This is a genomic window from Curvibacter cyanobacteriorum (genome assembly GCF_028649475.1).
In the GTDB taxonomy this organism is placed as follows: Bacteria; Pseudomonadota; Gammaproteobacteria; order Burkholderiales; family Burkholderiaceae_C; genus Curvibacter; species Curvibacter cyanobacteriorum.
In genome coordinates this window covers 1-13,482 of record NZ_JAQSIP010000016.1, presented here as the reverse complement: position 1 = coordinate 13,482, position 13,482 = coordinate 1, and the positions used below count along the sequence as shown (strand labels likewise).

Genomic DNA, 13,482 nt, shown 5'->3' with positions numbered 1-13,482 from the left:
GGGCGGGCCTCCTCAGCGGCCCGCGGCGGCGGTGGCCAGCGCGGTCAGGGTTTCATCGAGGCGCGGCAACTCGACCGCGCGCAACTGGCCCTGCAGCTGCTGCAGCAAGGTGGCGGCCACCTGGGTGCGGCGCGAGGCGGGGTCAAAGTACTTGTTGATCAGCACCGACGCCGCGGCCAGGTCGGCGCGGGCCGACTCGGTCTGCCGGGCCAGCACGCCCAGGCGCGCATTCAGCAGCTTGAGCTTGAGGTTCTCGCGCAGGAAAAAGCTTTGTTCGGGGGCCAGCAGTGCGGCCTCGGGCTGGTCGATGCGGCTGACCCGCACCAGGTTGCGCAGCTCGTCGCGCACCAGGCCCCAGCCCTTGTAGAGCGCGTTTTCCCACCAGTCCTGGGCCGCACTGGCAGCCCCGGTGCCGGCGGGCTTGGCCGCACCCGCGGCGGCGCCCGGGGCGGGCGGCGCGGACAGGGGGCGGTTGCCCGGCACCTGGGCCACGGCGTTGAGCACCGGCAGCTCGTCCACCAGGCGGGCCAGTTCGTCCAGGCGGGACAGCAGGCCGGGCGTGTCGGTGACGCTGGCGGTCTTGATGCGGTCGGTGTCGTGCTGGATCGCCCGTTGCAGCGGCGCCAAGCGCGGTTGGGCAGCACGCGCGATGCGCTGTTCAGCGGTCTTGAGGGCCGCCAGCAGCGGCTCGACGCTGCCGGTCAGCTGGGCTTGCTGTTGGGCCAGGCGCAGGGCGGACTCGATGTCCACCACCAGGTTTTCGTCGCGCGAGCGCGACAGGCTTTGCATCAGCTCCTCGAGCTGGGTGCGCTGCAGGGCAACTTCGCTGAGCCGGGTTTCGTTGAGCGTGACGCGGGCGGTGGCGTCGCGTGCCAGTTCTTGGGCCTGGCGTGCCAGGGTGCGCGCTTCGACCGCCTGGCTGCCGCTGTCTGCGCTTTGGCGGGCCAGTTGCTCTTGCAGGTGGCCCAGGCGTTGCCACAGCGACACGCTGGCCAGCAAGGCGACACCGGCCACAGCCAGGGCGGCCCAGGTCAGCGGCTGACCCAGGCGCTGGGGCGTCGCGCTGCCGGCGGGGGGCACGGTCGGCGCGGGGCTGGCAGCGGCCTCGGGGGCGGGGCTGGGCGAAGGGGCGATCGAGGGCTCGGAACTCATGCTGTGGATTCTATCGACGCCGCCACGTCTTCCAGTGTCGGACGGGTGGCTTGCACCTGGGCAAATCCGGCGGCCGTGGCGGCCTCGCCAATGCGCGGGTGGGTGACCAGGGCCCGGGCCGACCCCCAGCGTTGTCCGGGCAGCCAGGCCTGCAGGTTGCGCACCGCCTCGGAGCTGCTGAACAACCACCAGCTGCCATCGCTGGCCGCGGCCCGTGCCAGCGCTTGCCGGGCGGGGTCTGCGGCCGGCGGGCGGCGTTCATAGACCACCTGGTGGGCCACCTGGCCACCGGCCTCGCGCACGCGCTGGCTCAACCATTCACGGCCCGAGCCGCTGCCTGCGCGCTCGGCGGGCAGCGGGCTATCGGCCTCGGCCGGGGCATCCACACCGCGCACGATCAGCACCTGGTCGCCGGGCTGGACCTGGTGCTGGACCTGTTGCCACAGGTGCTCCGAGTCGAACTGGCGTGCCTCGGCGTTGGGGGTGTCGATCAGGTGTTCGGGCACGCCGGCGGCCCGCAGGGCCCGCGCCGTGCCCGGTCCGGGGGCCCAGCAACGGCGCTCGGCCAGCGCGGCCAGCGCGCCGGGCGTCGACTGGAAGTAATGCTGCACCGCGTTGCCGCTGACAAACATCAGCGCGCGCACCGGGGCGCTCAGGGGCGCGCCAGCGGGGACGTTGGCAGGGACATTGGTGAGGGCATTGGCTGGGGCGCCGGCGCAGCCTTGGGCCGCAGGCTGGCGCGGCGCGGCGATCTCGATCAGCGGCAGGGCGACCGCGTCCAGGCCCCGCTCAAGCAGGGCGCGCGCCCAGGCGCTGGCCTCGGGCTCGGGCCGCGTGACGAGCACACGGGGCCGGGCGCGGGGCGCGGGGGGGGCGGTCATGGGCGGGGGCCGGGGATTCGGGGCCGGGTCGGCTGGGGCTGCAACGTGCGTGGCGGCGACCGGCGCACCGCCGCTCAGGCGTTGGGCGTGGCGCGGCGGGCACCGGCGGCCAGCAGCAGCTCGGCGACTTCGTCGCCCAGGTCGGCCGCGCTGGCGAGGTCGGTCACGGGTCGGCGGCTGCTGGCGCGGATCAGGGCCGTCGAGGCGCTGTCGGGTTCGCCCCAGGCGGCCCGCAGCACCAGCTCCTCGCCCTGCCATTGGCCGTGGGCGGCCAGCGGCATCGAGCAGCTGCCCCCCATGGCACGGCTGACCGCGCGCTCGGCGGTCACGGTGAGCCAGCTGGTGGTGTCGGCCAGCGGTGCCAGCGCGGCGCGCAGTTCAGGTCGGCCACTGCGGATCTCGATGCCCAGAGCCCCTTGGCCCGCGGCGGGCAGCATGCTGTCGGGGGCGAATTCGTGGCGGATGCGGGCGCCCAGGCCCAGGCGTTTGAGACCCGCTGCGGCCAGCACGATGCCGGCGTAGTGGCCGTCGTCGAGCTTCTTGAGGCGGGTGTCCAGGTTGCCCCGCAGCGGCTCGATGCGCAGGTCGGGGCGCAGTGCGCGCAGCAGCACGGTGCGGCGCAGGCTGGAGGTGCCGACCACGGCGCCCTCGGGCAGGTCCTGCAGCGTGGCGTACTGCGGCGAGACAAAGGCGTCGCGCGGGTCTTCGCGTTCCATCACGCAGGCGAGTTCAAAGCCTTCGGGCAGGTCCATGGGCACGTCTTTGAGCGAGTGCACGGCGATGTCAGCACGGCATTCTTCGAGTGCCACTTCAAGTTCTTTGACGAACAGGCCCTTGCCGCCGACCTTGGACAGCGAGCGGTCCAGGATCTGGTCGCCCTTGGTGGTCATGCCCAGCAGGGTCACCGGGTGGCCCAGCGCTTGCAGTCGCGCCTTCACATGTTCTGCTTGCCACAAGGCCAGTCGGCTCTCTCGGGTGGCTATCACAATGGGGAAGGCTGGCTTGCTCAAGGTCGTAACCTTTTTGTAATCTTGGAGGGGCCTTGGATGCTAGCATGCCCCGCACCACGCCAGCCCCGCCCGAGCCCCGGCGTGGCCCGCCATTGAGCGCCCGCTACACCCATGGAGACCGACGCATGAAACGTTCCGACAAGGACCAGCCCCTGATTGACGACATCCGCCTGTTGGGGCGCATTCTGGGGGACGTGATTCGGGAGCAGGAAGGCGTCGAGGCCTATGAGCTGGTCGAACAGGTGCGCAAGCTGTCGGTGGCCTTCCGGCGCGACGCCGACCAGGACGCCGACCGTGCGCTCAAGAAGCTGCTCAAGTCGCTCAGCGGCGACCAGACCGTGAGCGTGATCCGCGCCTTCACCTACTTCAGTCACCTGGCCAATCTGGCCGAGGACCGCCACCACATCCGCCGGCGCGCCGTGCACGAGCGCGCGGGCGACACCCAGGAGGGCAGCATCGAAGTCGCCCTGGCGCGCCTGCGCTGGGCCGGCATCGCGCCCAAGACCATCTCGCAGACGCTGGCGCAGAGCTATGTGTCGCCGGTGCTCACCGCGCACCCGACCGAAGTGCAGCGCAAGAGCATCCTGGACGCCGAGCGCGACATCGCCCAGTTGCTGACCGCGCGCGACGACATCAAGGTGCGGGCCCAGCTCTACAACACCTCCAAGGACGCGCTGACCCCGCGCGAGCTGGCCGCCAACGAGGCCCTGCTGCGCGCCCGGGTGATGCAGCTGTGGCACACGCGCCTGTTGCGCTTCTCCAAGCTCACCGTGGCCGATGAAATTGAAAACGCGCTGAGCTACTACGAAGCCACCTTCCTGCGCGAGATCCCCAAGCTCTACGCCGACCTCGAGCGCGAACTGGGCAACCACCCGGTGGCCAGCTTTTTCCGCATGGGTCAGTGGATTGGCGGCGACCGCGACGGCAACCCCAATGTCAGCGCCGCCACGCTGGAGTACGCACTCAAGCGCCAGGCCGAAGTGGCCTTGCGCCACTACCTGACCGAGGTGCACTACCTGGGCGGCGAACTGTCGATGTCGGCGCGCCTGGTCGGCGTCACGCCCGAGATGCAGGCGCTGGCCAACAGCTCGCCCGACAGCAACGAACACCGCCTCGACGAGCCCTACCGCCGTGCCCTGACCGGCATTTATGCGCGACTGGCCGCCAGCCTGCGCGAGCTGACCGGGGGCGAGGCCGCCCGCCACGCCGTGGCGCCGCAGAACGCCTATGTCAACGCGGCGGCTTTCCTGGCGGACCTGCGCGTCATCGAGGCCTCGCTGCGCGCCCACCACGGCGAGTCGCTGGTCAATGGCCGTTTGCACCCGCTGATCCGCGCGGTCGAGGTGTTTGGCTTCCACCTGGCCACGGTCGACCTGCGCCAGAGCTCGGACAAGCACGAAGAAGTGGTGGCCGAGTTGCTGGCCACGGCGCGCATCGAACCCGATTACAGCCGCCTTGAGGAAGCCGCCAAGCGCGCCTTGCTGGTCAAGCTGCTCAACGACGCGCGCCCGCTGCGCGTGATGGGAGCCCAGTACTCGGCCCACACCCAGGGCGAGCTGGCCATCTTTGAGGCCGCCCGCCGCCTGCGCGAGCGCTATGGCCACGAGGCCATCCGCCACTACATCATCAGCCACACCGAAACCGTCAGCGACCTGCTCGAAGTGCAACTGTTGCAAAAAGAGGTTGGCCTGCTGCGCGGCCTGTTGCAGGACCCGTCGGGCGAGCCCGGCACGGGCGCGGTCAGCGACCTGATCGTGGTGCCGCTGTTCGAGACCATCGACGACCTGCGCAATGCCGCGCCCATCATGCGCGAGTTCTACGCGCTGCCCGGCATGGCCGAGCTGGTGCAGCGCAGTGGCGCCGAGCAAGACATCATGCTGGGCTACTCGGACAGCAACAAGGACGGCGGCATCTTCACCAGCAACTGGGAGCTGTACCGCGCCGAGATCGCGCTGGTCGACCTGTTTGAAGAGCTGTCGGGCAGCCATGGCATCCAGCTGCGCATGTTCCACGGCCGCGGCGGCACGGTGGGGCGTGGCGGCGGCCCGAGCTACCAGGCCATCCTGGCGCAGCCGCCCGGCACGGTGCGCGGGCAGATCCGCCTGACCGAACAGGGCGAGGTGATTGGCTCCAAGTACGCCAACCCCGAGATCGGTCGGCGCAACCTCGAAACCCTGGTCGCGGCCACCCTGGAGGCCACTTTGCTGCAGCCGACCAAGCCCGCCACCAAGGCCTTCCACCAGGCCGCGGCCGAGCTGTCGCAGGCCAGCATGGGGGCTTACCGGGCCCTGGTGTACGAGACCCCGGGCTTCACCGATTACTTCTTTGGCTCGACCCCGATCCGCGAGATCGCCGAGCTCAACATCGGCTCGCGTCCGGCCTCGCGCAAGGCCAGCCAGCGCATCGAAGACCTGCGCGCCATCCCCTGGGGCTTCAGCTGGGGCCAGTGCCGCCTGACCCTGCCGGGCTGGTATGGCTTTGGTTCGGCGGTGGAGGGTTTCCTGGCCCGCCCCGCGCCCGCCGGCAAGGACGGCCGCAAGGAGGCCCTGGCCCTGCTGCAGAAGATGTACCGCCAGTGGCCATTCTTCCGCACCCTGTTGTCCAACATGGACATGGTGCTGGCCAAGAGCGACCTGGCGCTGGCTTCGCGCTACGCCGAGCTGGTCAGTGACAGCCGCCTGCGCAAGAAGATTTTCGCGGCGATCGAGAGCGAATGGCACCGCACGGCCGAGGCGCTGACCCTGATCACCGGCGACAAGCAGCGCCTCGCGCACAACGAGGCGCTGGCGCGATCGATTCGCCACCGTTTCCCTTACATCGACCCGCTGCACCACCTGCAGGTCGAGCTGGTGCGGCGCTACCGCGCGGGGGGCGGCGACGAGCGTGTGCAGACCGGGATCCACATTTCCATCAACGGCATTGCCGCGGGCCTGCGCAACACCGGCTGAGCGGCGATACTGGCGCATAACTTGCAAAGAAACAGAACAGGCCTCGCGGCCTGTTCTGTTTTTGGGATCTCGTGGAAGGTGATGAATCATGGTCGGGCCGGTGTGGCAATGGGGTTGGCAAAAGGGCTGGACGTCGGCGTGGCCCTCGCACTGGCAGCACCACTTTTTGCTGCGGGGGGTGCGCCCGCTGATCGCGCTGGCCTGTGTCATGGGCCTGGCCTGGTGGCAAGACGACGCGGCGCTGGTGATCCCGCTGGTGCTGGGCGTCAATGCCAGCGCGCTGGCCGAAACCGATGACAGCTGGCGCGGGCGCCTGCGCGCCCAGCTGACCACCCTGTTGTGCTTCACGGGCATGGCGCTCGCGGTGCAGCTCACGCTGACCCACCCGGTGGGCCTGATGCTGGTGCTGGCGCTGGCCGCCGTGGGCCTGGCCTTGCTGGGGGCCCTGGGCGAGCGGTACCGGGCCATCTCCTCGGCCACGCTGATCCTGGGCCTGTACGCCGCGCTGTCGGCGCAGGCCGCGGCGGACGGTCAGCCCGAGGTGGGCGACCATGTCAGTGGGTCCTTGCTGCTGCTCGCGGGGGCGGCCTGGTATGGCTTGATCTCGGTGCTGTGGGCGGCGCTGTTCCCGCGGCTGCAGGTGCGGCAGAACCTGTCGGCGCTGTACGAGGCACTGGGCGAGTACCTGCGCCTGAAGGCGCGCCTGTTTGAGCCCGTGCGGGGCGTGGACCTCGAGCGCCGCCGCATTGGTCTGGCCTTGCAGAACGGCCGCGTGGTGCAGGCCTTGAACGAAACCAAGGAAAGCCTGTTCAGCCGCCAGCCCCCGGGGGCCGGTGCCCAGGACGGACCGGTCTGGCTGCGCCAGGCCTTTGCCCAGTACCTGGTGGCGCAGGACCTGCATGAGCGGGCCAGTTCCTCGCACGCGCACTACGAGCGCCTGTCCCAGGTGTTTTTTCACAGCGATGTGCTGTACCGCTGCCAGCGGGTGCTGGGCCTGGTGGGCCAGGCCTGCCTGGGGCTGGCGCAGCACCTGCGCGAGGCCAAGCCCGCCGAACCCGGCCCCGAGTTGCCGCGTGCGCTGGAGGACCTCGAGGGCGCCATCGCCCGCCTTGAGGCCCAGCCCTGGTCGCGGGTGGCGGCGCTGGCGCAGGCCGATTCGGCCGAGGTGGGGCTGGCGGGGGATGGCGCCGAACTCAGTGACCCGCTGCGCACGCTGCGTTCGCTGGCCGCCAACCTGGCGGGCATGGGGCAGGTGCTGGCCGGCGCGCTGAACCCCGCGGGCAGCCCGCAGTCACCGACCGACACGCGGCTGCTCGACCGCAACCCCCGCGACCTGGCCGATGCCTGGGACCGGGTGCGCAGCCAGGCCCGCTGGGCCTCGCCCCTGCTGCGCCATGGCCTGCGCCTGGCGGTGGCCCTGGTGGCCGGCTTTGCCTGGATGGAGTGGACGGGCGACGAGCACGGCTTTTGGATCCTGCTGACCATCGTCTTTGTTTGCCGCCCGTACTACGGTGACACGCTGCGCCGTCTGGCCGAGCGGGTCACGGGCACCGTGCTCGGCCTGGTGGTGGGCTGGGCCTTGCTGACGCTGTTTCCGGGCGTGCTGTTGCAGTCGGCGTTCACGGTGGTGGCCGGCGTGGTGTTTGTGGCCACCCGGCAGATCCGCTACACCGTGGCGTCGGCGGCCATCACGGCGCTGGTGTTGCTGGCCTTCAACCAGGTGGGCAATGGCTTTGACCTGATCGTGCCGCGCCTGGTGGACACCTTGATCGGCAGCCTGATCGCGGGCCTGTCGGTGTGGCTGGTGCTGCCCAGCTGGCAGTCGCGCCAGCTGCCACGCCTGGCCGCGCGGGCGCTGCGCAGCCAGGCTGACTACCTGCGTGAGATCAGTGCCCAGTACCAGTCGGGCAAGCAGGACCACCTGGCCTACCGGCTGGCGCGGCGCAATGCCCACAACGCCGATGCCGCGCTGTCCAACGCGATGACCGAGGTGTTTGTCGAGCCTGCCTACCTGCGCCGCCATGGCAAGGCGGGCATGCGCCTGCTGGTGCAGTGCCACACCTTGCTGAACTACCTGTCGGCCCTGGGCGCCCACCGCCACAAAGGGCATGCGGCCTCGTTCCACGGCGCCCCGGAGCAGGCCGTGGCCTGGATCCTGCAGTCGCTGGACCAGATCGCACGGGCCCTGGAGGGGCAGGGCCCGTGGCCGCCCCAGCCCGACCCCGCGCTGGCGCCTTTGTTGCAGGCCTTGGCCGCGGCGGCATCTGCATCGGCCTCGGCGGGTGAGGCCGGTGGGGCCGCCATGGCTGGCATGGCCGACCGCGAGTCGGCCTCCGACCCGGCCCCCACGGCGCAGGCCCAGGCGGCCAGCCAGGTGCTCAGTTCACAGTTGTCCCTGGCCTTGCGTTTGCTGCCCACCCTGGCGGAGCATGCCCAGGCGCTGCGGGTGCGGCCCGGCGGCAGCGCGGTGCGAGGTCGCTGAAGCACCTGTTGACGCGCTGGTTGGTGCGTTCGTTGACGTGCTGGTTGAGGCGCTGGTTGAGGCGGCCGCACCTGACAAGGGCCCCGGCGCAGGCCGCGCGGGCCGGATGCCGGGGCGGCCTGGCTTACTCGGCGCGGATGTTGGCGCGCACGGCAACGGCGCGCATGCGGGGGAGTTCGTCGTCGATCAGGTTGGCAATGGCCTGGGCCGAGGCCCATTCCTTTTGCACCCCGGCGTTGTTCAGCTGGTCCCGCAATTCGGGGTCAGCCAGCGCCTCGGCCAGGGCGGTTTGCAGGCGGTTGCGGGCGTCCGCGGGCAGGCCGCGCGGGGCCATCAGGGCCAGCCAGGAGTCAAAGGCAAAGTCGGGGCTGCTGGACTCGGCCACGGTGGGCACCTCGGGCAGCAGCGGCGATCGTTTCGGGCCGGTGACGGCCAGCGCCTTGATGCGCCCGGCTTTCAGTTGCGGCAGGGCCGCGGCCACCGTGTCCACGGTGAAAGGGATCTGCCCGCCCATCAGGTCGCTCATGGCCGGGGCGCTGCCCTTGTAGGGCACATGCAGCATCTTGATGCCCAGCGACTGCCACATCAGCTCGGCCGCGAAATGCGAGGTGGTGCCGGTGCCGAACGAACCGTACACGTATTTGTCGGGGGCCTGGCGCACGGCACTGACCAGTTGCTTGAGGTTCTGCACCGGCACGCTGGGGTGGGCCAGCAGGATCAGGGGCACCCGGGCCACACCGCCGATGGGCTCGAAGCTGCGCACCGGGTCGTAGGTCAGTTTCGGGTTGAGCGCCGGGTTGAGGGTGAAGGTGGAGCCCGAGCTCAACAGCAGAGTGTAGCCGTCGGGGGCGGCATTGGCCACGGCGGTGGCACCCACCACGGTACCGGCACCGCTTTTGTTCTCGATCACGATGGGCTGCCCCAGGCGGGGCCCCAGCTTTTTGGCCAGCAGGCGCCCGACCACGTCGGTGGCACCGCCGGGCGGGAAGGGGATCACCAACTGCACGGGCTTGCTCGGGTAGGCGTTGGCCCGGGCGGCCTGCCAAGGCAGCATCGAGGCGGCCAGGGCTTGCACGAAATGGCGTTTGCTCAGAGTCATGGTTAGCTCCACATCAGAGAAAAGCCGCTCTGGGGCGGCGTTGACGCCGGCCCACGCGCGGGGCGCGCGGCCTGGCTGCGGGGGTGAGTCGGTCTCCTTTGTGGTGGGTGTGGCCTGGGCAAGCCACGCCCCCAGTGGACAGGGCCTCTGCGGGCCCTTGGGCTGATCGCCTGCTCAATGTCTCGCCCAACCCGAGGGCGACTTTGAGCAGGCTGTGGGATCAGCCGTTGCGGAACAGGAAGCTGTAGGCGTTGAGGGCCGGCACGCCGCCCAGGTGGGCGTAGAGCACGCGCGAGCCTTCGGGGAACTCGCCGTTGCGCACCATGTCGATCATCCCGTGCATGGACTTGCCTTCGTAGACCGGGTCGGTCAGCATGGCCTCCTGGCGTGCGCACAGGCGGATGGCTTCGAGCGTGCCTTCGCTGGGCAGGCCGTACTCGGGGCCCCCGTAGCGGGTGTCGAGCACCACGTCCTCGGCAGTGATCTCCTGACCCAGTTCCACCAACTTCGCGGTGTTCTGGGCGATGCGCAGGATCTGCGCGTGGGTCTGCTCCGGCTTGGCCGAGGCGTCGATGCCGATCACCTGGCGCGCGCGGCCGTCGGCGGCAAAGCCCACCACCATGCCGGCCTGGGTGCTGCCGGTCACCGAGCAGACCACGATGTAGTCGAACTTGAAGCCCAACTCGGCCTCCTGGGCGCGCACTTCTTCGGCAAAGCCCACAAAGCCCAAGCCGCCGTAGGGGTGCTCGGAGCAGCCCGCGGGGATCGGGTAGGGCTTGCCACCGGCTTGGCGCACGTCTTCCATGGCCTGTTCCCAGGAGGGACGGATGCCAATGTCAAAGCCGGCGGCGTCCAGGCGCACATCGGCGCCCATGATGCGCGACATCTCGATGTTGCCGACGCGGTCGTACACGGCGTCGGAGTAATTGACCCAGTTCTCTTGCACCAGCACGCACTTGAGGCCCAGGTGGGCCGCAACGGCCGCCACCTGGCGGGTCTGGTTGGACTGGATGCCACCGATCGACACCAGGGTGTCGTAGCCACCGGCCAGGGCTTCGGGGATCAGGTACTCGAGCTTGCGGGTCTTGTTGCCGCCGAAGGCCAGGCCGCTGTTGCAGTCTTCGCGCTTGGCGTAGAGCTGAACCTTGCCGCCCAGGTGGGCGCTCAGGCGCGGCAGGGGCTGGATGGGGGTCGGGCCGAAGGTCAGCGCGTGGCGGGGAAATTTCTGCAGGTTCATGGTCGTCAGGGGCAGGTGGTAAGGGTCAAGGGCCAGGCCATCGGTGGCACCGGGGAACCGGGGTTCACAGGGGGCTTGTCTGGGCTGCTGGTGTGACAATCCTATGAAAATGTTGTGTTAACAGGGTTGCGAAATTCGATCAAAAAATGAGTTCTAATTCTTCATAAATTAATTTGTATGGGTTTTGAATGTTTGGAGATTTGAATGTGCGCAACAAAAGTTCGTGATGAATCGGGCGAATCGGAGCGCCCTGTCAACGAGCTGGACCGCACCGACCGGGCCCTGCTCAAGCTGCTGCAAAAAGACGCCTCGCTGTCCAATGTGGCGCTGGCCGCGCAGGTCCACCTGAGCCCCCCGGCCTGCCTGCGCCGGGTTGAGCGCCTGCGCCAGGCAGGGCTGATCCAGCGCACCGTGGCCTTGCTCGACCCCAAGGCCCTGGGCGCGGGCATGGTGGTGCTGATCGGCGTGGTGCTGGACCGCTCGACGCCCGATTCCTTTGCGGCCTTCGAAAAGGCCGCAGCGCGCATTTCGGGGTGCATGGAGTGCCATGTGGTGACCGGCGAATTCGACTACTTCATGTTGGTGCGCACCCGCGACAGCGAGAGCTTCAACCAGTTGCATGCCGAGCAATTGCTGTACCTGCCTGGGGTGCGGCAGATCCGCTCGTTCATGGGGCTCAAGCAGGTGCTGTCCACCACCCAATTGCCTTTGTGAGGCCTGGGCGAGCGAACAAGGCCGCGAACGGCCCTTTGTTCGGGCGATGGTCGCCCGGGCCGCGCAGTAGCATCAGGGCGATGTATTTCGTGGAAAGGTGCGCACGCATGAACCAAGCCTGTTGGATCCCGCTCCTGCTGGGTGGCGCTCTGCTGGGCGGCTGCAGCACCCTCGATGTGCCGCGCGCCGACAACTACCCGGTCAGCAGCCAGAAGAAAGCCCGCTCGGTGCACCACTGGGACGTGCTGGCGGACGACGTGGCCAAGCGCGTGGCCGACAAGATTCGCAGCTACCCGATGGCGCTGCCGCCGGTGTACTTGGTGCAGGCCCCGTCGGGCTCGTTCAACCAGAGCTTTCGCGAGCTGCTGTTGACCCGTCTGGTCAACCATGGCGCCATCGTGTCGCGTCAGCCCGGCCCGCTGGTGTTGCGCTTTGAGACCCAGCTGATCGAACACGGCAGCGAGGTGGGCAACAGCAACCCCTTGCCGCTGGTGACCCTGTCAGCGGGGGTGTCGGTGACCCGCGACCTCTACAACTACGCCCACAGCACCACCAGCTACGTGGGCAGCGCCCTGGGGCTGGCGGCGCTGGCCGATCTGGGGCGCCTGGCGGCGGATGGCCCGGCTGCGGGTGGGCCCACCCGCAGCGAGGTGCTGATCACCACGTCGCTGGAGCGCGAGGACACCTTCCTGGCGCGCACCGCGGACGTCTACTACATCGAGCGCGACGACACCCGCCTCTACCTGCCGGTGCCTGACCTGCCCCCAGTCACGCCGCCGGCCGCCCCCCCCACGCGCAACTGGAAGGTGGTGGGCCAATGAACCGCGCACGCCGTCAATGCCTGCAATGGGCCCTGCTGGGGGCTGCGCCGGTCGGTTTGCTCGCGTGTTCGTCCACGCCGCCCGTGGACCCCGATGTGCGTACCGATGTGATCGACGCCAACTACCGTGCCGCCGATGCGCTGCTCGAAGGCCTGATGCTGGATCGCAAGCTGCCCTTGCTGGTGGCAACCTTTGTCAACCTCGAGGTGTTGACCGAATCGTCGCGCCTGGGGCGCTTGTTCTCCGAGCTGGTGGGCAGCCGACTGGCCCAGCGCGGCTACCTGGTCAAGGAACTGAAGCTGCGCGAGAGCCTGTTCATGAAGCAGTCGCAGGGGGCTTTGCTGCTGTCGCGCGAGGTGCGCGAGATCAGCCAGAACCAGGAGGCGCAGGCGGTGATCGTGGGCACCTACACGCAGTCGAGCAAGATGCTCTACCTCAGCGTCAAGCTGGTGCTGCCCGAGGGCAATGTGGTGCTGTCGGCCCACGACTACGCGATGCCCCTGGACACCAACCTCAAAGGCCTGTTGCGCTGACCCGGCGCGCGCCGAAGCGAGCGGTGCGTCCGGTGCGTCCGGGGCGCCCCATGTGCGCATGGTTGTCGGGCCCTGGGCCGGCCGGCGGCCCTGCGCCAAGTGCCAAGTGCCAAGTGCCAAGTGCCGCTGACGCGACCCAATCCATCGAAGAGGGGCGCGGGAGACGAGGCGGGAAGCCGCAGGCGGTCCCGGCGGTGCCACCCGGCGAGGCAACGACGTCTCAAGGGGGTTGGCTGCGGTTCAGGGTGCCTAGCGCCGAGCGCGCTCGCCGCGCCTGTCATGCCCATCTCCTGATCAGCCACAAAAAAAGAGCCCCGGCACGCGCTCGCGTCCGGGGCTGTGGGCTGGGTCGTCAGCGCGTCCCACTTGGGGGCGGCGCGGGCCGCAGGCCGGTTCAGTGAACCATCAATGCACCGCTGGCCTTGCTCTTGCCGGCGCGGGCGGGCGGGTTGCACAGGCCGCACAGGAAGTGGCGGGCGTTCTCATAGGGTTCGGTGACGAACTTGCCGCCGCACTTGGAGCAGGCGGTCATGGTGAGCATGTCGGCGTCGACGAACTTGACCAGGCGCCAGGCGCGGGTGAAGGACAGCAGGGGTTCGATGTCG

General features: G+C 69.4%; 11 protein-coding genes. 5 read left to right on the top strand and 6 right to left on the bottom strand.

The features are described from left to right. Window positions 1-12: 12 nt before the first annotated feature. The 3 genes from PSQ40_RS21125 to hemC all read right to left on the bottom strand — a co-directional run bounded on the left by PSQ40_RS21125 (window position 13) and on the right by hemC (window position 3,043). Window positions 13-1,152, bottom strand: coding sequence for a uroporphyrinogen-III C-methyltransferase (locus tag PSQ40_RS21125; protein WP_273953882.1), 1,140 nt, complete (start codon window positions 1,150-1,152; stop codon window positions 13-15). After that, window positions 1,149-2,033, bottom strand: a complete 885-nt coding sequence (locus tag PSQ40_RS21120) for a uroporphyrinogen-III synthase (RefSeq protein WP_273953881.1) — start codon at window positions 2,031-2,033, stop codon at window positions 1,149-1,151. Before PSQ40_RS21120 ends, PSQ40_RS21125 begins: the two co-directional genes overlap by 4 nt. Window positions 2,034-2,107: 74 nt before the next feature. Beyond that, a complete protein-coding gene (hemC, locus tag PSQ40_RS21115; RefSeq protein ID WP_273953880.1) occupies window positions 2,108-3,043 on the bottom strand; it encodes a hydroxymethylbilane synthase in 936 nt (311 codons plus the stop codon). A gap of 125 nt (window positions 3,044-3,168) precedes the next feature. On the opposite strand from hemC, the gene ppc reads away from it, so the two are divergent. Both ppc and yccS read left to right on the top strand, forming a co-directional pair. Then, on the top strand, window positions 3,169-5,991 hold the full coding sequence (ppc, locus tag PSQ40_RS21110; protein WP_273953879.1) for a phosphoenolpyruvate carboxylase: 2,823 nt from the start codon (window positions 3,169-3,171) through the stop codon (window positions 5,989-5,991). 88 nt (window positions 5,992-6,079) lie between these two features. Then, on the top strand, window positions 6,080-8,473 hold the full coding sequence (gene yccS / locus PSQ40_RS21105; RefSeq protein ID WP_273953878.1) for a YccS family putative transporter: 2,394 nt from the start codon (window positions 6,080-6,082) through the stop codon (window positions 8,471-8,473). A 124-nt stretch (window positions 8,474-8,597) separates the two neighbouring features. Here yccS and PSQ40_RS21100 read toward each other — a convergent pair whose 3' ends face one another. Further along, a complete protein-coding gene (locus PSQ40_RS21100) occupies window positions 8,598-9,572 on the bottom strand; it encodes a Bug family tripartite tricarboxylate transporter substrate binding protein (RefSeq protein ID WP_273953877.1) in 975 nt (324 codons plus the stop codon). Window positions 9,573-9,792: 220 nt separating this feature from the next. Further along, window positions 9,793-10,809: a 1-aminocyclopropane-1-carboxylate deaminase gene (locus tag PSQ40_RS21095; RefSeq protein ID WP_273953876.1), complete on the bottom strand. Its 1,017-nt coding sequence runs from the start codon at window positions 10,807-10,809 to the stop codon at window positions 9,793-9,795. 204 nt (window positions 10,810-11,013) lie between these two features. Here PSQ40_RS21095 and PSQ40_RS21090 point away from each other — a divergent pair, with 204 nt between their 5' ends. From PSQ40_RS21090 to PSQ40_RS21080, 3 genes are all read left to right on the top strand, one after another. Next, window positions 11,014-11,523 (top strand): Lrp/AsnC family transcriptional regulator, encoded by a 510-nt coding sequence (locus PSQ40_RS21090; protein WP_273953875.1) that lies wholly within the window; start codon window positions 11,014-11,016, stop codon window positions 11,521-11,523. A 107-nt stretch (window positions 11,524-11,630) separates the two neighbouring features. Continuing rightward, a complete protein-coding gene (locus tag PSQ40_RS21085; protein ID WP_273953874.1) occupies window positions 11,631-12,344 on the top strand; it encodes a hypothetical protein in 714 nt (237 codons plus the stop codon). Then, window positions 12,341-12,877 (top strand): FlgO family outer membrane protein, encoded by a 537-nt coding sequence (locus PSQ40_RS21080; protein ID WP_273953872.1) that lies wholly within the window; start codon window positions 12,341-12,343, stop codon window positions 12,875-12,877. The genes PSQ40_RS21085 and PSQ40_RS21080 overlap by 4 nt, the downstream gene beginning before the upstream one ends. A gap of 394 nt (window positions 12,878-13,271) precedes the next feature. Here PSQ40_RS21080 and PSQ40_RS21075 read toward each other — a convergent pair. Next, window positions 13,272-13,482 (bottom strand): FlhC family transcriptional regulator (locus PSQ40_RS21075; RefSeq protein WP_273953871.1); only part of this gene is annotated, 211 nt, incomplete at its 5' end.

Excerpts from the sequence above, each read along its gene's own strand:
- PSQ40_RS21125 (WP_273953882.1), bottom strand. The coding sequence starts at position 1,152 with ATGAGTTCCGAGCCCTCGATCGCCCCTTCGCCCAGCCCCGCCCCCGAG.
- PSQ40_RS21120 (WP_273953881.1), bottom strand. The coding sequence starts at position 2,033 with ATGACCGCCCCCCCCGCGCCCCGCGCCCGGCCCCGTGTGCTCGTCACG.
- ppc (WP_273953879.1), top strand. The coding sequence starts at position 3,169 with ATGAAACGTTCCGACAAGGACCAGCCCCTGATTGACGACATCCGCCTG.
- yccS (WP_273953878.1), top strand. The coding sequence starts at position 6,080 with ATGGTCGGGCCGGTGTGGCAATGGGGTTGGCAAAAGGGCTGGACGTCG.
- PSQ40_RS21100 (WP_273953877.1), bottom strand. The coding sequence starts at position 9,572 with ATGACTCTGAGCAAACGCCATTTCGTGCAAGCCCTGGCCGCCTCGATG.
- PSQ40_RS21095 (WP_273953876.1), bottom strand. The coding sequence starts at position 10,809 with ATGAACCTGCAGAAATTTCCCCGCCACGCGCTGACCTTCGGCCCGACC.
- PSQ40_RS21090 (WP_273953875.1), top strand. The coding sequence starts at position 11,014 with ATGTGCGCAACAAAAGTTCGTGATGAATCGGGCGAATCGGAGCGCCCT.
- PSQ40_RS21085 (WP_273953874.1), top strand. The coding sequence starts at position 11,631 with ATGAACCAAGCCTGTTGGATCCCGCTCCTGCTGGGTGGCGCTCTGCTG.
- PSQ40_RS21080 (WP_273953872.1), top strand. The coding sequence starts at position 12,341 with ATGAACCGCGCACGCCGTCAATGCCTGCAATGGGCCCTGCTGGGGGCT.